We start from the raw sequence: 17,256 nt of genomic DNA, 5'->3' as shown, positions 1-17,256 counted from the left end.
CAGCAATAGATATGAGTGCTGTTGATCAGCAAGTTGAAGAACGTCTTGCTCGTAACTATAAGGTTTTTGAAGAACGTTTTCCCAAGCTGGCTGCTGATTTGCGTTCTATCGGTACGCCATCATCCCGCATTGTCTGGAATGGTGACCAAGCGGTCAATATTGACATAGGGGGTACCAACCTTTATCCGGGCGATGCTCCTTCTTGGACGGCTGGTCAGTTGCGCGGTCGTGCTGATACCATGGACCGTTTGGTTTTTGGTAGCCCTGATCATTGTAATATTTCCGGGATTGGATTACCTCTTACTAAAGACTGCGCAAGATTTTTATCGGAAAATAGTATTGAATGTGATGGGTGTCCTCTTGATGAGATTGAATATAGTTTTGTATTTGGTCTCGGTCTTGGTTATCATCTGAATGATCTTCTATCGTCTGAAGATGTTAATACATTTATTATCATAGAGCCTGTTGCGGAATTTATCATCCATTCAATGAGTGTTATTGATTGGGTTCCTGTTATCGAGAAGATATATGAGCGGGGTGCTTCTTTATATTTTATCACAGCAGATATGCCAGAACGTGCTGTCAGGTCCATAGAAGATGTCGTTACAAACAGAGGTAACGCATTCTTGGATGGATCATATATTTATGTACATTACTATTCTTGGGCTCTAAAGGAATCATACAATATATTCAGCGACATGATAAAGTATCACTATATAACAAGTGGATTTTATGAAGATGAAGTAAAGATGGTTTATAATACAGTTTCAAATTTCAATATGTACACATTCAGGCTTCTTCGTGCTCAAGAAATGCTTGAGCAGAGAATGCCAGTTTTTATTGTTGGGTCTGGCCCTTCTCTTGATAAAGATATGGCCTATATTCGTAAATGGAGTGATCGATCTATTGTTGTTAGCTGCGGTACTGCATTAGGGATTCTTCTGAAATCTGGTATAAAACCCGATATACATGTTGAGAATGAGAATGTTGATTTGGTGGCGGAGATTCTCTCCGGTGCTGCAGAAAAATATGATTTGAGTACAATCAGGTTGATGGCTTCTACGACGGTAACGCCAGAGATTGGAAAGCTCTTTGGTTCGGTCTGGTTTTACTTCCGGAGTGGCTTGTCCAGTACCCATCTGTTTGGTGGTCGTGAAGTGCCTCTGCTTGGCGCGTTTCCTTTGGTAGCAAATGCGGCCTTTTCCGGCATGGTCCGTCTTGGATTTCGTACATTCTATTTTTTTGGCTGTGACTGTGGTGCACGTGATCCTAAAAAGCATCATGCTGAGCAGGTTTTCTATAATGTTGACTACAATGGGAAGTCTGAAGTTGATACGGATTGGGAAAATAAACTGGTTCGGACTGTGCCCGGAAATTTTGGTGGCACTGTCCGCAGTGCTTGGCATCTGGATATGTCCCGTCGCGTTTTTGTGGAGACGGTCCGTCTGCTGTCTGTTGACGTGTGGAATTGCTCTGACGGGGCCAAGATAGAAGGATTTTCCCCCTTGGCTGCCGGGGCAATTCGTCTGGATGTATCCACTGTATCCAAGTCGAAAATACTTGAAAGGGTTGAGCGTCAGCTCCCGCTTTTCCAGCCTCCGGATATTTTGCGTGACATTACCATATCCAGTTGGCTCCAAGGTATAGAGTCTTATGATGATGCGCTTTCGTGCATCTTGGAGGATTTGCGGGGTGAAGCACCCAGCTATCGATCGCTTTTAAAGCAGGTCCAGGAGCTTTTATCATCCAGCACGACATTCATGCCTATCGCCCGTATGGCCAGTGCAACGTTTGAATCCATGATTCGGTATGGTGCCTTTGTTGGAACGAGGATCAAGGATCCGGATAACAGGAAGGCATTCTTTGATCTATTTACAAATGCTTATGAAGAACGCAGCAAAGTCATTACAGCCGAGATCAGAGAATTTCTGGAGGATATGGACGAGAAGATCAGTGTTGCCAAGAAGGCAGAAGAAAGCCGCATCTGAAACGCTGGCAGGCAGGTTCTCGCGACTCTGTTATGACAGTATGGGCTGGATGTAGCCTTTTATTCTTCAGAATTCCTTTCTTAGATGTAATCCTTCAGGCTCAACTTCGCCAAGCGTCCAGTTACTTGGTATGATGCCTCCAGTGCCCTTTGGGTTTCGTTAAGCCGGGTGATGGCTTCGGCCATGTCAACTTCTTCTATATCGGCAATCCCGGTTTCGAGAAAGGCAATGAAATTCCGCGCTCTGTCTTCGGCGCCCTTCAGCTCGACACGGTTGAAGCCTATCGTTTGCTGAAGTGCGGACAAGTCATTGCGGCTTTCATTCATGCCCTCATCGTGCAGAATCGCGTCGTTGATCAACGCGATTCCTGTTTCCAGACGCCGATAGAACTCAGGCAGGTCAATATCTCCTGTACCTGTTACCGGAAAACCCTGACCGATAATGCCCAATCCGCGGATCAGCTTTTCGAACGCGGCATCCTGTGCGTTGACACCGATGGTAATAATCCGGTTTTCATCAACCCTGTGCTCGCTGCGTAGATTGTCGCCCTGATAATAGCCCGTGCTGACAATATTGACGTCGGCCTGATTGCCCGTGGTCGGAATCACAGGCGTTGTGTAAATCATTTCCCCGGCCAGAATCTGTGTCATGGTACCTGCGCCGGTGATGTCAGCATTCGACGGATAGCGTACCGTGAAGACCGTGTTGTTTCCTGTGCTGTTTTCCAGTCGTATGGCTGCTCCGTTCGGAACCCCGACATTGAGATCAATGCTTTCTGTTGCGGCGCTGGGGAATGGAGGTGTTACCTTCATGTAACGCCCGTCTTCCGAGATTTCTGTAATGGTGTAAACGCCGTCATTGGCTGCCGTGCCGCTGTCAATCAAAAGGGCCATCCCTCGTTCCAGCCGACTAAAGGCATTGGCATTGGGCGAAGTGATGGAACCTTCGGCGGGCGCAGGTGCCGGTCTGGGATCAGGGACAGAGGTTGCGAACGTCATGGTTCCGGCTGTTGCCGCCGATATTGAACCGGTGATGAAGCGTTTGGTCTCACCAGCCCCCGTATCCACTGCGATAGTGCCATAGCTTGTTCCAGAAATGGCAGGGGGATTGTTAAATGCAACATCCACAGCACGGAAATCGATGTCAAACAGGTTGGCTGCGCGTGTCTCAGGGAAGGTCACGGTGTTGCCGTTATAAACAGCTTCGAATGCCTCCAGGCTGGATACAGGCATCTTGACCGGTGGTGTTTGTTCCCGTCCTCCCGAAAAGAGATAGCGTCCCTCAAGATCTGTGTTCAGGGTATCGCGGATCTGTGCCAACGATCCCACGGCATTTTTACGCATTTGGTTCAGGGACGCGATGTATTCCGATGCAGGCTTATCTGTACGCAGCTTGGCGACTTCGCGGATATCAGCAATGATTTTCTGTGCGTTGCGTTCAATGTCATTGGCGCAATTCTGGGTCTGGTTGGCCCGTACTTCAGCGACAACATTGCCTGCCTTGAACCGTTCGGCGCGATCACGGATGGTTTCCATGTTGACTAGGCGGAAGCTTTCGATGGAAAGCCCTGCGTAGGTTTGGCTCTTCTTCTTACTGTTCACTTGCAGGGTTGAATCATAGAGCATGCCCTGCAGGTCTACCATGCGATTCAACAGAACCTGACTGCTGACATAGCTTGGAACACGTGTCATGGCCGTTGTCCTTACCGGATGATATCGTTGAGGATGTCGAGCATCTGCTTGGTCGTTGAAATGACCTTGGCCGCAGCAGAGTATGATTGTTCAAAGATCATCAACTGCGACAGCTCTTCGTCCAAATTTACCTGGCTGACCTGAGCATCTTTCATAACCAGTGCTTCACTCAGTCCCTGTTGATAGGTGACGGATTCCTTGGCGGTGGCGGCTCGGCCTGCCGCATTGGAGACGATAGCGGCACCATAGTCGGTCAGCTTCAGGCTTCCGGTGGCCAGTCCGCCAGACAGATTATAGCTCCGTGGTGTTGTGAAGACCTTTGCCACTTCGTTTATGTTGCTGTTGTCCCCGACCGACACATAGTATTGCGCCGTAATGGGATTGAACTGGACCTTGCCCCGGTGCAGCCGACTGGGGCTGAGCGTCAGGCTGGGATTGACAACAATGCTACGTGCGTTTCCGGTATCGGATGGGGCTAGTTGCAATGGGCCAAACGCTGTTGTGGCGCCTGTGGCACTGGTTACAACCAGCTCTCCACCATCCAGATTACTCAGGCGCAGCCGTTCTCCGGTGCCATCCGGGATGACGTTGGCAATAATGCGGTCTGCAAGGGCCGGAGTTCCATTGATACGATCAGCAAGTGTTCTCAGGCTATCCCCCGGCAGAACGGAAACCGTGGCAAAGTTGATGCCGACGGTGTCTGTTGAAAACTGCAGGGTTGCACTGCCAACGGTATAGTAATCTTTTGAGATAACCGTGCTGTCCCAGGTCCTGTTCTTGACGCCTTTGTGGAACAGGTCATTCAGTCCAAAGAAGTTGGCAAAACCCTTGACGGTCTCATCCGCATTTCCATCATGATTGGCATCAAACAAGATTGTGGCATCTGTGACTTCAGCCCCAAGGCTGGAGTCAACCTGGTCGCGGAAACCCAGTGACGCTTGGGCGGTATTGAGCTGGATCTCAAAGGTTCCACCTGCGTTGACCTTGACTGTTGCATCAGCCAGATTTGGACCAGCCGGAAGCCGCAACCAGGATTGCATGCGGCTGGCTACTTGGTCGATGGTCCATGGGCCGTTGGCGGGATAAGCTCCACCGGCAAAGGATCCATCGGTCATGATTGTATTCAGCGTGGTCGTTGACTTTTGTGACCCGTCTGTATTGAAAACAGTCAAGTTCACGTCGCTTTTTTGCAGAGAGATTGTCTGATTATAGTTTGTGGTTGTCGCATCCGGTATGAATGAGCGTGATCCGATCATAGCATTAGCCACGGCTGGGAAGCTGGTTCCCCGGTTGTGGGCTTCATTCACAGAGGTCCGCAGTTTTGTAGCCAGTTCGTCCAGCTGGGCCTGCAGGTCGGGAAGTTCCCGATCACGAACCTCGATCAGGGATTTCAGTTTCCCCTGACGGATATCGCCGGTGATATCCAGAACCCCGACGGACATCTTTGAGAACTGGCCCGAGGCAAATGTGTCGGTGGGTGAAACTTGGGTCGCCGGGTTAAAGACAATTTCCTTGGCGACACTGTCAATCAGTGTCACGCCGGACGCGGTGTACATGACAACCGCCCCGTTTTCGCGGACAAAGTGCTGGACATCCATAATTTCGTTTATTTTGCCCAGAAGCGTATCACGCTTGTCTTCCAAGTCGGCGGTGCCACGCTTGGTTGCCCTGGCCAGAACGATCCGTTCATTCAGAACTGCGATATCCTTAACGGCCGCATTCATGGTCTGAAGGTTGCCATAAATATCTTGGTCGGCTGCGGCCCGCAGATCCTGTATGGAATTGGACAGAGTATTCATTTGATACGCAATATCCTGCATTTTCCGGATAGTACGGTCGCTTTGTCCCGTATTGATGGCAGCCTGTTCGAATTGGGTCGAGAGGTTATTGATGGTGTGGGCAATCGTTGTATTGTCACCCGGTTTGCCGAAAAGATCTTGCAGGCGGTCAAAATACTTTTGTGTAGCGGCGTACTGCTGGTACAAGCCCGTGGCTTGCCAAGAATTGGCTCTTAATTTTTCGTCAACCCGGCGTGTTGTTTCCGCAACCTCTACCCCAACCCCATAGCCAGCCAGAACGCGGCTTGTCGGGTTGAACAGCTTGCGGGAAAAGCCTGGCGTGTTCATGTTGGCAATATTGTTTGACACCAGGTCCAGGCCCTGTTTGGAGGCCTGTAGCCCGCTGAGAGCAGCAGAAAGTCCAAGTGTCAGCGACATGGGATTATCCTTTGGCTACCGTTTGAAAACGGCTTGTTTCCATAAATACGGTTTCAGAATTCTTTGTTCAGGGCGATCGCAAGGCGCTTGTTTTCCACCTGATTTCCATCCAAGCGTCCACTCTCGCCATAAGCAGCCTGACCTTTCTCCTGAATTTCGCGAACGGCATCGGCAACAGCCCCCATAAAGGTATTGCCTGCCACAATACTGGCTCGCAGCAAGCTTTCGTTCAGGCGTGAGGATTGCTCCAGAAGTTCTCCGGCAACCTTGAGCTTTTCGACCTGTGCCTGCGGCATGCCTTTGGTGATGTCCGGTTCCCGACGCAGTACAACAATCTGTTCCAAGTATGCCCGGGTCAGGGCCTTCTTGCGTTCGCTGTGTTCCTTGACATCGCCATAACGATGTTTGCGCAAGGCATCATTTTCCAGATCCAGGATGTGGGTCAGTTCAGTCACGACCATCAACAGATCTTCCGGACGATCGGGTGGTGTGATTGGGGATGTTCTGTCCTGTCCGGATTCACGACTGGCTGTTTCCTGATGCGTGTTTCTTGGCGTATTACGTGGTTTCCCGGTGGCAGCAACAGCCCGGGCTTGCCTCGGGGCACCAAGGCTGGCAACAGACTGCCGTCCTGCACGGGGGGTGGCATCCTGTGTTGCCGTTCGTGTCAGACGACCGGGGCGTTTGGATGAACCAAAGGTCATCATGGGGTTGTCTCCTGTGCCTGTAGCATGGCTTTTACAACGTGGTCGGCCAAACCGATTCCGCCGGCCTTGGCAATGGATTTTCCGTATTCATCAATCAGAAGGCTGCGCCATTTGTCTTCCCCGATCCCCCCGCCAAATGTTTCGTTGGTCTTGATGCCGGCAAACATGGCCTGCAGGGCCTGCGAGAGAAAGAAGGACTCGAAGCTTTCGGCCGCAGCATGCACCTTGTCCAGATTGCTTCCCGCTGCGTGATTGCCTAGGGCAGCCAGTTCATTTTGATGACGGGCGCTGCTGTAACCCAGCGATGTATCAGCCAGAGGCACCATCACATCACCTCGATCTCTGCTTGAAGGGCCCCGGCGGCCTTGATGGCCTGCAATATGCTGATCATGTCCCGTGGGCCAATGCCCAATGCATTGAGACCATTGACAACTTCCTGCAGACTGACTCCAGCATCCACAATGCCCAGCTTGCGATCAGCGCCTTCGTCCACCTGTATATCTGTGCGGGGGACCGTGACGGTTTCGCCGACTGTGGAGAAGGGATTGGGCTGGCTGACCTGGGGTGTTTCGGTAACGCGGATTGTCAGGCTTCCCTGTGCGACAGCCACCCGTGAAACCCTGACATTCTCACCGATCACAATAATGCCAGTTTGCTCGTCAATGACCACCCGTGCCAGCTGGTCTGGTTCTACACGTAGTTGCTCGATATCCGTCAGGAGCGAGACCACATTACGCCCAAGTGGGACGGTTACCTTGACGGTTCCCGGATCATCGGGGACAGCTTGCTGGCTTCCCAGATATGAGTTGACTGCTGCAGCCACCCGCCGTGCGGTTGTCAGGTCGGGGTTGCGCAAAGAGATGTTAACCGTTTGCATTCCGGCCAGCGTGAAAGGGACTTCACGTTCAATCGTTGCACCGTTGGGTATACGGCCAGATGTGGGAACCCCCTTGCTGATGCTGGCTCCTTGTCCTTGGGCTTCGAAGCCGCCAACCTGCACCTGCCCTTGGGCAACGGAATACACCTCACCATCGGCGCCAACCAGGGGAGTTACCAGCAGGGTGCCGCCCAGAAGGCTTTTGGCATCCCCCAGAGCCGAAACGGTAACATCAATGCGGGATCCCTGACGTCCGAAAGGCGGCAAACTGGCCGTAACCATGACAGCCGCTATATTCTTGGGTTTCAGGCTTGATGCATCCCGCGTGTTGACACCCAGACGCTCCAGCATCCCGATCAGGCTTTCCCGGGTAAAGGGCATATCTTCTATTTTGTCGCCCGTTCCTTTCAGGCCAACAACCAAGCCATACCCAATCAGCATATTTTCCCGTACGCCTTCAAACTCGGCAATGTCCTTGATTCGTGATGGTGCTGTATATGCCGTGTTCGTTGCAGCCAGAAAAACCAGAGCGGCAGTTATTGCCGTGGTGACAGCGCGCAACTTTTTCGCACAACAAGCGCGGAAACAGGGCATTTCCAACAGTCCTCCAATCCAGGGCAGGGTCATGTCTGTCTCTCGGGGACAAAACAATCAGTCTGCGTTCCTCTCATATGCCAGAATTATGCCATGATGCCGGTGTGTATATGCCGTGCAACAGTCTCTTGTTATGGATACATAATATTGTACGACCTCATATCCTTCTTGCTCTTCACCCGGATAGGGCAGGCAATAATTGCCGGGTGCCCCGTGTTGATTTCCCCTTTTATCACTGTCAGCAACACCTTAGAATCTCTCCGGAAAGAGGGGTACCCTGTGTTCGGGGTCTGTTTCTGTGCAATAAACGGGTAGGCTGGATATCAATGAAAGTTTCAGGTGTTGGCCGTGGTTCCACGTCTTCAACCAAACGTGCCGGGAAATCCAGAAGCCCGTCGCGCAGCTTTGCCAGTCATCTTGATGATACAGCCGGAGCCGTTGATGTCTCTTCCGGGCCTGATGCGCCAGCGTCTTTGGCGGCGATCAGCAGTATTTTATCTGTGCAGACGGTTGACCCTGATGCAGGTGGGGGGAAAGCTAACCGTCGCCTGATGCAGCGTGCCGAGGATTTATTGGACAAGTTGGAGAATGTGCGTCACGGCCTTTTGGTTGGTGCTATTCCGAGGGATATGCTGGCCGATCTGGCCCGTATGGTCCGTGCCCGTCGGGATGCAGGTGGTGATCCTCACTTGGTCGCCATTCTCGATGAAATAGAACTGAGGGCCGAGGTGGAGTTGGCAAAACTCGCAACACGCTCGGGATCTGGGGATGCTGCCAGAACCCGGGAGCCGTCCTCGTAATGGCGGCGTCAATACCCTTTTTGCGTTATTTATTAGTCTTTAATCTTGTTAAGGTAGCGCAACTTTTCTTGCGCTATTCTGCGCTGCACCCTATAGTCCCGACCGGATTTGGGAGGTCCGTCACGTCATGACAACAGTGAGTATCTTGCCGCCGGACTATCGTCCTTCGGATGATGAGCCGTTCATGAATGAGCTCCAGAGGGAGTATTTCCGACAGAAGCTGTTGAAGTGGCGTTCCGAGCTTTTGCGTGAGTCCGAGGAGACGCTTGAGCATCTCCAAGAAGGGGGATTGCAGGAACCAGACCTTGCTGATCGTGCTTCGGCTGAAATGGAGAGAGCTTTAGAGCTGCGTACCCGTGATCGCGCGCGCAAGCTGATTTCCAAGATTGATGCAGCACTGGAGCGGTTGGAGCACGGTACCTATGGGTACTGTGAGGAAACCGGCGAACCCATAAGCCTTCGTAGGCTGGAGGCACGACCCATCGCCACCCTCTCTATTGAGGCGCAAGAGCGCCACGAGAGGATGGAGCGTACACACCGTACGGACTGATTTAGTGTTATCGTTCTGATCCGATCAATAGCGGTCTTTCACCGTTAGAAGTTGTTCCTTCTGCATTAGTGCACGGCGCTGTCTTCAAGTGTGCCGTGCATTTTTATTTCGCTGTTTTCCAAGGCATTGTCATTTGATGCTTCGCTGTTGCGTACCGACTCCAGAAGGCCTTCAGCAATCTGGAGGTTTATGGCAGCAAGAGAACGGCTGCGATTACCGCCATTGCCCTGCATGATCAAGGCCGTTTCACGCGATACATAGTCTGCCAGCGCCATCAGGTTATTCCGGATGTGCTGCGGGAAAATCGTACTTCCGGTTATGCAATGGGCTTTGACAGTCAGCCATATATCCAGATTCTTCTCTATGGCCGCGTCCATCAGGGCTTGGTCGCCTTTTTCCTCTGCCAGACTGATGGCGTCAGAGACGAGGAACAGGGCGAGAGCTTCTCCCTCGCAGGTCTCACCAATCGTGCGTGTACTCATGATATTCTCCTGTTTCTTTGCCGGCTGGATTCTCTGGTGTTACCGCTGCCGGTCTGCGGGTCCACTCTCTTTCTGGTCCGGGTGGATCAGAAAGGAAGAATAATATCAAGGACTTCCTGCCCGTAGCGTGGCTTCTGGACATCAGACAGTGTGCCGCGTCCGCCGTAGATAATCCGGGCCTCAGCCATTTTCTCCGACGATACCTTGTTGTCTGACCCAATATCCTCGGGCCTGATCACGCCTGTAACCGCCAGCTCGCGAAGCTCGCCGTTGACTTTGATTTCTTGGCGTCCTGCAATCACAAGATTCCCGTTGGGAAGAGCTTGGATCACAACGGCAGCAAGTTGGACGGATATGGTTTCTTGGCGTTCGATTTTACCGCTACCGCCATGTGTGCTTCTGGAGTTGATCCCACCGATCATTGTTGCAGGATTGACCGTGTTGGGGAGAATCTTGCTGACCGAATTTTCCAACCCCATCAAGTTGGTAAATCCGAATTCTTCCGTGGGTTTTGCACGATCACGGTTGGTGGAATTGCTCAAGGACGCTTTTTCGCCTTTTATGTTGACGACAACGGTCAGAATGTCGCCAACCTGCCCAGCTCTCTGGTCCTTGAAAAACGCACGGGCACCGGGGCGCCACAAGCTGTTGGGGCTGGATGTGGCTACATTTGCCGCAGGCATTGGCATGGATACAGGCCTGTAATCCCGCTTGTTGACCGGGTTTTCAATTGTGGAGACTTTTGGTCCCCCTCCGATTTCAGACAGCCTTTGTATTGTGTCGCATCCGCTGGCCGTGAGTAGGGCGCTGGCAAGAATTCCGGCTTTGGCTGCTTTGTGTAACGGTTTCATACCATATCTCCTTGCGCCACCGGGTCTAACGGAGTGATGCCGATTGCACGGGGCCGGATACCCGGATCGTGCGTTGTCCCGTCACGGTGCCGACTACAGTTCTTTTGCCTTGAAGGTTCTCGACCCGGATGTTGTCTCCGAGGCTTCCGTTCTCAAGAGCTTGCCCGCGTGATGTCAGTGACATGTTTGCCGTATGTAGTTCTATGACGACCATTTGGCCACGTGCTACCAGGACAGGACGTTCCACGTCTCCTGCGCTGACAGGTTCTCCCGGTCGCATGGAGCGACGTAACTCCATGCCGATGATTCTGTCTGAATCAACAAGGGCGGAGTCCCGTAATTCCTTGTGGCGAACACGCTTCCAGGTGATGTCCTTGGCACGGATAATTTCACGACGGGTCATCGGACGGGTCAGAACCGGTAGTTCCACTGTTTCGTGGAGTCGCCCTGACAAACGAAGCTTTTTGGGTTCAGAACCGCCAACTGGCAGGGTCAGCGTGGCGCTGAAACGTCCGAACCGGTCTGTGGCAATATCCACGACATGGATATTATCGAGATCACCGGCGAGTATATCGACGGGGGCAGGCATGGTGGTCAGCTCGATGTCCGTTCCGGGTGCAATGCCGCGTTGCTCCAGTGCCTGACGCAGGACATTCATAATGTCGTCTTGCCCGACGGTGGTGCTGTCACGTGTTATGGTGACCTGATCCATTGGGCTGGCTGGAAGCCATCCCAGGTTCCAGGCTGCAGAAATAGCGGTCAGGCGGTCAGCGCCCAGAACCAGCTGTTCTCCGGCGGCGGGTGCATGCATGACCTCGACATCCCCGCTTTCCAGGATTCCTGTTACGGGGCTGAACAAGTCCCCCAAACGAACGGAATGCCCCGTGACAACGATGTTGCGATTCAAGGATACCGGAACTGCGGCTGTCCCGTTTCTTTGTGCCGCAGCCATCAAGGCTTCCGGTACGCTGACCAGAATGGGTCCTGAACCTGTCCGGGCCATGGCTTCACCGGCAAGGCCGGCCGCCAGAAACACGACAAGTATGCGCAGGGTGGTGGTCATGGTTTCAAGGTCCAGTCAGTCATGGTTCTTAGCGGAGCTGGCTGATCGTCCGCATCATTTCATCGGATGCGGTAATGACTTTGGAGTTCATTTCATAAGCGCGCTGGGCAGAGATCAGCTCGGTGATTTCGGACACAACGTTGACATTCGAGGTTTCAAGAAAACCCTGTAGTAGGCCACCAAACCCGGGTGCACCTGGGTTCCCGACGGTTGCAGCCCCGGATGCCTGTGTTTCAACCAGAAGATTCTTCCCGATCGCGGCAAGACCGGCGTCATTGGCGAAGGTTGCCAGCTGAATTTGGCCTACGTTCTGGGGTGCAACCTGTCCATCGATCTTGACAATCACTTCGCCCGAAGCATTGATCGTGACGCCGGTTGCATTCTGGGGGATCACGATCCCCGGCTGGAGTGTGTAACCATCGTGTGACACCAGCTGACCATTGGGGTCTGGCTGGAATGCGCCATCCCGGGTATAGGCCGTGGTGCCATCAGGCAGTGTGATCTGGAAGTATCCCTTGCCCTGAATGGCGATGTCATACGAATTGTTTGTGGATGTCATGCTACCTTGTTCGGCAATCCGGTATACGGCATTAGTCTTGACGCCAAGTCCCAGCTGGATACCGGCCGGAACAATGGTTCCTGTATCGGAAGAGTTGTCACCGGGCCTGCGGACATCCTGGTAAAGAAGATCAGCGAACTCGGCACGCCTTCTGGCATAGGCGGTTGTGTTCATGTTCGCGATGTTGTTGGAGATGACCTCAACGTTTGTCTGTTGAGCCAGCATCCCTGTTCCGCCAATAGCCAACGATCGCATCTTCTTTTTCCTTCCGCATCATTCCCCTGTGTGGGGCCATGCTTTTCTTTCCCGTTGCCGGGAGGACATATCCAGCCGGTTATGCGCTACGCCGTGTCCATGTATCCATGGTGCGACGGACGCGCTCGTCTTCTCTTTCAATCATCATGTTTGAACGTTCATAGGCTCTCTGAATGTCTATCATCCGTGTGATCTCTATGATTCCATTGACGTTGGAGCCTTCCAGTGCACCTTGGACAACGCCGGGTTTCTGCGCCGGTTCCGCGTTCATTCCCTCTGGCGCTTCCCATAAGGTTGAGCCATAGCGTTTCAGGCGCTGCGGATTTTCAAAATTCACTGTTTTCAGCCGACCAACGGGTCCATTTTCTGTTGCCACTGTTCCATTCGCCATGATGGAGATCTGGGACTCATTCGGGGCAATGAAGATCGGTGTGTTGTTGTCGGTCATGATCGGGTAGCCATCGTGATTGGACAGTTGTCCCTGTTCGTTCAGGATCAGTGATCCCCTACGTGAGTACTTCTCGCCGGCAGGTGTCTCCACAGACAGGAAAACATCCGGGCGCTCCAGGGCCACATCCAAGGTGTTCCCTGTGTGTCGGATTGGCCCCTGACTCAGGTCATTGACTGTTCCAAAATCCTGTACGAATCGAACCTGGTCCCTGAAAACCGAGTCTGTATTCGGTGTGCGCACCATATAATCGGTGAACAACGTGTCCTGTCGCCGATAGTTTGTTGTGTTCATATTGGCCAGGTTGTTGGCAACCGTTTCCATACGGCGCCACAGGGCTGTTTGGGCAGACAGGGCGATGTAACCCGTATTTTGCATGGCCTTTCTGGTCTCCCGTCGGCATTGCTTTTGTGCCGATCAGGGAAGCACATATCGTGCCAGCTTGTTTAGTGCTGATATATGAGTGTGTTATGCTCTTATGGCGTCCTTTCTTGCCTGGGACTCAGGTAAAAAGGTGTATGGTGGGAAGGCAGAAATTTCCGCCGGGTTCGACACGGGAAAGCCCTAACCCCTTGTTAAGGGTTCCTGCGTAGTCTTTGCCCAAGAAGGATACATGCTTGTACGTGGTGAACCTCGCCCGCACATGGACTGGCTGATGCCGAGGGGACGATGGCCGAAGATCTTGATGAAGAATATGACGACGATGATGGCGATGGCGATGGCGGCGGTGGCGGTGGCGGTGGCGGACGAAAAAAGCTGCTGCTGCTGATCTTGCTGCCGATCCTGTTGATTGTCGGGGGCGTTGCCGGCGCATGGTTTGCCGGCGTTTTTGATCGCAAGCCACCGCCGGAGGCTGAGGCAGCCGCTGCGTCTGGCGAAGGGGCCGCGCCGCAGTCTGCTGGTGCCGCCGGAGCGCCTGGCGCTGCTGGTGCTCCTGGCGCTCCTGCTGGTCCGGCCTTCTATGACCTGCCGGAGATGGTGGTGGACATTGCCGGGCAGGGCCGCAAGCGGACTTTTATGAAAGTCCGGGTCAGTCTGGAGTTGTCGTCGCAGGCGGATGTTCCCATCGTGGAAAGTGTCATGCCGCGTATTGTTGATAATTTCCAGGTGTATTTGCGTGAGCTGCGCATTGAGGATCTTCAGGGCGCTGCCGGGATTTATCGCCTGCGAGAGGAACTCTTGCTACGTGTTAATTCTGCTGTGCGACCCGCCAAGGTGAATGATGTTCTGTTCAAGGAAATGCTGGTTCAGTAGCCCTCTGTTTATGTGGAGGGGGAGTGGGGTGAAGTGAGGGAAGCAGGATGACCGCGCCTCAGGATGCAGATCGGACCGCCGAAGACGAAGAAGCCCTGATGAAGGAATGGGAAGCCATGTCCGGCGGCGGCGGCGGCGGAGGTGGTGGTGGAGAAGAAGGGGATGACGCTGATGCCATGGCCGCTGAATGGGAGGCCATGCTGGGTGGTGGGGACGGTGGCGGCGGAGTTGCGACCGAAGTAAAGCCTGAGTTTACAGCCAGCTCTTCCTCGGGGCGTGAAAGTACACGTGTTCTGAACCAGGATGAAATCGACAGCCTTCTGGGCTTTGATGATTCCGACGACGAGCGCAGCGACAAGACGGGTATTCAGGCTATTCTGAATTCCGCTTTGGTGTCGTACGAACGCCTGCCCATGCTGGAGGTGGTGTTCGACAGACTTGTGCGTATGATGTCTACATCGTTGCGTAATTTTACGTCTGATAACGTCGAGGTTTCACTCGACAACATTTATAATCTTCGGTTCGGTGATTACCTGAACTCCATTCCTTTGCCGGCGATGCTGACCGTTTTCAAGGCCGAAGAGTGGGATAACTACGGCCTTATGACTGTTGATTCCGCCCTGATTTATTCCATTGTTGACGTGCTTCTGGGTGGGCGCCGCGGGACAGCGGCCATGCGTGTAGAAGGGCGCCCCTATACGACCATTGAACGCAACTTGGTCGAACGTATGATTCACGTCCTTCTGGCCGACCTTTCTGCGGCTTTTGACCCGCTGTCACCGGTTACGTTCCGTTTTGATCGCCTGGAAACCAACCCCCGCTTTGCCACCATTTCCCGTCCGTCCAATGCTGCGATTGTGGCCAAGCTCCGAATCGATATGGAGGATCGCGGTGGTAGGGTTGAGCTTCTATTGCCCTATGCGACCCTGGAGCCTGTCCGTGAACTCTTGTTGCAGATGTTCATGGGGGAAAAGTTTGGTCGTGACTCGATCTGGGAAACCCACTTGGCTGAAGAGATGTGGTTCACCGAGGTCGAGATGGAGGCTGTTCTGGATGAACAAACCATGTCCCTGCGCGATATCCTGAACCTGGAAGTGGGGTCCCGGATTATGCTGAATGCAGCCCCCAATTCACCCGTTGAGTTGCGCTGTGGCGATATTCCCATGTTTTCCGGGCAAATGGGACGCAGGGGTAACCATATTTCAATCCGGGTTGATTCCAAAATCAGGCAGCAGAGGAGGTAGTGCCATGGACGTTGCGCTGATCCTCGATGTACTGGTTGTTCTGCTTCTGGTGCCAACGATTGTGTTTGCCGTCCTTCTTAACAACAGGCTTTCTGCACTACGCCGGAACCGTGAGGATCTGGCGCGCCTGATTGCTGCCTTCAATGAAGCAACGGTTAGGGCCGAGAGTGGTATTCCCCGCCTGCGCAAGGCTGGTGAGGATGCAGGACGCCTTCTACAGGAGAAGATTGAAAGAGCGCAGGTCTTGCGTGATGACCTTGCGTTCATGGTTGAACGTGCTTCCGCAATGGCAGAGCGGCTTGATGGAGCTGCACGTGCCGCAAAGGATAAAGCCGGGCGTGCTCTGTCTTCTGTTATCCCTGCTTCCGGAAACTCTGTTTCGGGAGGTCCGCCGGTTGATCCTGTTGCTGCGGCTGAGTCTGTTGTTGCCGCCGCTGCCGCTGCTGCTGCTGCTGCTGGATTGTCTGCATCCGGAGCCCGTGTTCCTCCTCCAGCTCAGCTTGATATTGAAAGCGCTGCTGCTGCTGCCGAGTATGCCGAAAACACATCTGTTGCAAGAGCACCGTCAACCACAGAGATTGTTCGGGACGACTCGCACGTAATGCCTGATGTGCGTCCGGTTTCTCAGTCTGGTTTGGCTATATCCCAGCCACCATCGTTGGGGAGTGCTTTGGCCGCGACGGAGAGGACCGAAGCTGCGATTCCCCCCAAGCGCGTTGAGTCAGAAAGAAAGCACGCACCGATACCCCGGGATGATGACCGGTCTGAAGCCGAGAAAGAGCTTCTGCGTGCCCTCAGGTCGGTGCGTTGAGGGGGCAGGGCATGGCAGGACTCAAAACCCCACGGATTCGCCTGTTGCCACTGGTCATTTTTGTGGCGGTTTTGATGCTGTCAGTGCGGCTGGAGTCTTTGTGGCACGATATTGGGGCCAGTTTTGAACGGACCAGCCAACCGGGCAGGGATATCTCTTTGCCACGCATGGCAGAATCATCTGCCACAAGGGCTATCACCGTCCCGAGTCCAGCAGAAGAACCGGGTATTCATATTGGTTCCGCTGTTGCGCAGACATCAGATCCGGTACCCTCGTCCCTGTCCGATCTTGAGGGTGGTGGAGGACCATCATTTACGCGCACGGAGGTTGATGTCCTCCAGAGGCTGGCGGAACGGCGTGAACTTCTTGACCGTCGAGAAAAAGAGTTGGATACCCGCGATGGCATGCTGAAGGCAGCAGAGAAACGCATAGATCGTAAGATTGTTGAGCTACAGAACCTAGAGAAGACGATCAGCCAGCTTTTGAATCGTCATAACGAGGCCGAGAAGCGCAGAATTGACCAGCTGGTCAAGATTTATGCCACTATGAAGCCAAAAGATGCAGCCGGTATTTTCAATGCTCTGGAAATGGGCATTCTTCTGACTATCATGGAGAACATGAAGGAGGCCAAGACAGCGCCTATCCTTGCTGCGATGGAGCCAGAGAAGGCGCGGGCCGTGACAATGGAGATGAGCCGCCGGCACCAGCTTCCTGCCCCTGGCAAAGGGGAGCCCGGCAAGTAAATATGGGTTCCGTTATGTGTTGGGTATAAGTATGGTTGGAAAGATGTTGCGTCCAAGGGGTTGAGTCTTTTAGTAACAATAGGAAAGATGTTCTGGAGATCGCTGTGGCTGCCCGTTTGGCCG

Annotated in this window: 17 protein-coding genes; 7 read left to right on the top strand and 10 right to left on the bottom strand. The window is 53.3% G+C overall.

Translation table 11 applies throughout. The features are described 5' to 3' along the window. The first annotated feature begins 11 nt into the window (after nucleotides 1-11). Nucleotides 12-1,988: a motility associated factor glycosyltransferase family protein gene (locus HEQ60_RS07670; RefSeq protein ID WP_168071138.1), complete on the top strand. Its 1,977-nt coding sequence runs from the start codon at nucleotides 12-14 to the stop codon at nucleotides 1,986-1,988. Between the two features lie 80 nt (nucleotides 1,989-2,068). Here HEQ60_RS07670 and HEQ60_RS07665 read toward each other — a convergent pair whose 3' ends face one another. From HEQ60_RS07665 to HEQ60_RS07645, 5 genes are read right to left on the bottom strand one after another with little or no spacing between them, the layout of a single operon-like run. Continuing rightward, the gene (locus HEQ60_RS07665) at nucleotides 2,069-3,679 is read right to left on the bottom strand and encodes a flagellin (protein WP_168071137.1); all 1,611 of its coding nucleotides are present in this window, start codon (nucleotides 3,677-3,679) and stop codon (nucleotides 2,069-2,071) included. Nucleotides 3,680-3,690: 11 nt separating this feature from the next. Then, on the bottom strand, nucleotides 3,691-5,895 hold the full coding sequence (gene flgK / locus HEQ60_RS07660) for a flagellar hook-associated protein FlgK (RefSeq protein WP_168071136.1): 2,205 nt from the start codon (nucleotides 5,893-5,895) through the stop codon (nucleotides 3,691-3,693). A gap of 53 nt (nucleotides 5,896-5,948) precedes the next feature. Beyond that, nucleotides 5,949-6,602: a hypothetical protein gene (locus tag HEQ60_RS07655; RefSeq protein WP_168071135.1), complete on the bottom strand. Its 654-nt coding sequence runs from the start codon at nucleotides 6,600-6,602 to the stop codon at nucleotides 5,949-5,951. Continuing rightward, a complete protein-coding gene (locus HEQ60_RS07650) occupies nucleotides 6,599-6,928 on the bottom strand; it encodes a rod-binding protein (RefSeq protein WP_168071218.1) in 330 nt (109 codons plus the stop codon). The genes HEQ60_RS07655 and HEQ60_RS07650 overlap by 4 nt, the downstream gene beginning before the upstream one ends. Next, a complete protein-coding gene (locus tag HEQ60_RS07645) occupies nucleotides 6,928-8,073 on the bottom strand; it encodes a flagellar basal body P-ring protein FlgI (RefSeq protein WP_168071217.1) in 1,146 nt (381 codons plus the stop codon). Before HEQ60_RS07645 ends, HEQ60_RS07650 begins: the two co-directional genes overlap by 1 nt. A 326-nt stretch (nucleotides 8,074-8,399) precedes the next feature. On the opposite strand from HEQ60_RS07645, the gene HEQ60_RS07640 reads away from it, so the two are divergent. Together HEQ60_RS07640 and dksA are read left to right on the top strand one after the other, a co-directional pair. Next, nucleotides 8,400-8,873 carry a flagellar assembly protein FliX gene (locus HEQ60_RS07640; protein ID WP_168071134.1) on the top strand — a complete coding sequence of 158 codons (474 nt, stop codon included), beginning with the start codon at nucleotides 8,400-8,402 and terminating at the stop codon, nucleotides 8,871-8,873. 127 nt (nucleotides 8,874-9,000) lie between these two features. Next, nucleotides 9,001-9,423, top strand: coding sequence for an RNA polymerase-binding protein DksA (gene dksA, locus HEQ60_RS07635; protein WP_066131813.1), 423 nt, complete (start codon nucleotides 9,001-9,003; stop codon nucleotides 9,421-9,423). A gap of 65 nt (nucleotides 9,424-9,488) precedes the next feature. Here the strand turns inward: dksA and HEQ60_RS07630 are convergent, their stop codons facing one another. The 5 genes from HEQ60_RS07630 to flgF form a co-directional block, all read right to left on the bottom strand. Continuing rightward, nucleotides 9,489-9,905, bottom strand: coding sequence for a flagellar biosynthesis regulator FlaF (locus HEQ60_RS07630; RefSeq protein ID WP_168071133.1), 417 nt, complete (start codon nucleotides 9,903-9,905; stop codon nucleotides 9,489-9,491). Between the two features lie 86 nt (nucleotides 9,906-9,991). After that, a complete protein-coding gene (gene flgH / locus HEQ60_RS07625; RefSeq protein WP_168071132.1) occupies nucleotides 9,992-10,756 on the bottom strand; it encodes a flagellar basal body L-ring protein FlgH in 765 nt (254 codons plus the stop codon). A 25-nt stretch (nucleotides 10,757-10,781) separates the two neighbouring features. Continuing rightward, complete coding sequence (gene flgA, locus HEQ60_RS07620; RefSeq protein ID WP_168071131.1) at nucleotides 10,782-11,819, bottom strand: flagellar basal body P-ring formation chaperone FlgA; 1,038 nt, start codon at nucleotides 11,817-11,819, stop codon at nucleotides 10,782-10,784. Nucleotides 11,820-11,847: 28 nt separating this feature from the next. Next, nucleotides 11,848-12,633 carry a flagellar basal-body rod protein FlgG gene (gene flgG, locus HEQ60_RS07615; protein ID WP_066131799.1) on the bottom strand — a complete coding sequence of 262 codons (786 nt, stop codon included), beginning with the start codon at nucleotides 12,631-12,633 and terminating at the stop codon, nucleotides 11,848-11,850. Between the two features lie 79 nt (nucleotides 12,634-12,712). After that, nucleotides 12,713-13,459 carry a flagellar basal-body rod protein FlgF gene (gene flgF, locus HEQ60_RS07610; protein ID WP_168071130.1) on the bottom strand — a complete coding sequence of 249 codons (747 nt, stop codon included), beginning with the start codon at nucleotides 13,457-13,459 and terminating at the stop codon, nucleotides 12,713-12,715. A gap of 291 nt (nucleotides 13,460-13,750) precedes the next feature. Between flgF and HEQ60_RS07605 the strand changes: the two genes are divergently transcribed. The 4 genes from HEQ60_RS07605 to HEQ60_RS07590 are packed head-to-tail and all read left to right on the top strand — an operon-like array spanning nucleotide 13,751 to nucleotide 17,133. Then, nucleotides 13,751-14,335 carry a flagellar basal body-associated FliL family protein gene (locus HEQ60_RS07605; protein ID WP_168071129.1) on the top strand — a complete coding sequence of 195 codons (585 nt, stop codon included), beginning with the start codon at nucleotides 13,751-13,753 and terminating at the stop codon, nucleotides 14,333-14,335. Nucleotides 14,336-14,382: 47 nt separating this feature from the next. Further along, nucleotides 14,383-15,579: a flagellar motor switch protein FliM gene (gene fliM, locus HEQ60_RS07600; protein WP_167805044.1), complete on the top strand. Its 1,197-nt coding sequence runs from the start codon at nucleotides 14,383-14,385 to the stop codon at nucleotides 15,577-15,579. A gap of 4 nt (nucleotides 15,580-15,583) precedes the next feature. After that, nucleotides 15,584-16,390: a DUF6468 domain-containing protein gene (locus HEQ60_RS07595; protein ID WP_168071128.1), complete on the top strand. Its 807-nt coding sequence runs from the start codon at nucleotides 15,584-15,586 to the stop codon at nucleotides 16,388-16,390. A gap of 11 nt (nucleotides 16,391-16,401) precedes the next feature. Next, nucleotides 16,402-17,133, top strand: a complete 732-nt coding sequence (locus HEQ60_RS07590) for a MotE family protein (protein WP_168071127.1) — start codon at nucleotides 16,402-16,404, stop codon at nucleotides 17,131-17,133. Nucleotides 17,134-17,256: the final 123 nt, after the last annotated feature.

The sequence above is a fragment of the Haematospirillum sp. H1815 genome (assembly GCF_012102705.1).
Taxonomy (GTDB): domain Bacteria; phylum Pseudomonadota; class Alphaproteobacteria; order Rhodospirillales; family Rhodospirillaceae; genus Haematospirillum.
Note: the sequence above shows the minus strand (reverse complement) of the source record. Positions and strands in the feature narration are given on the sequence as shown.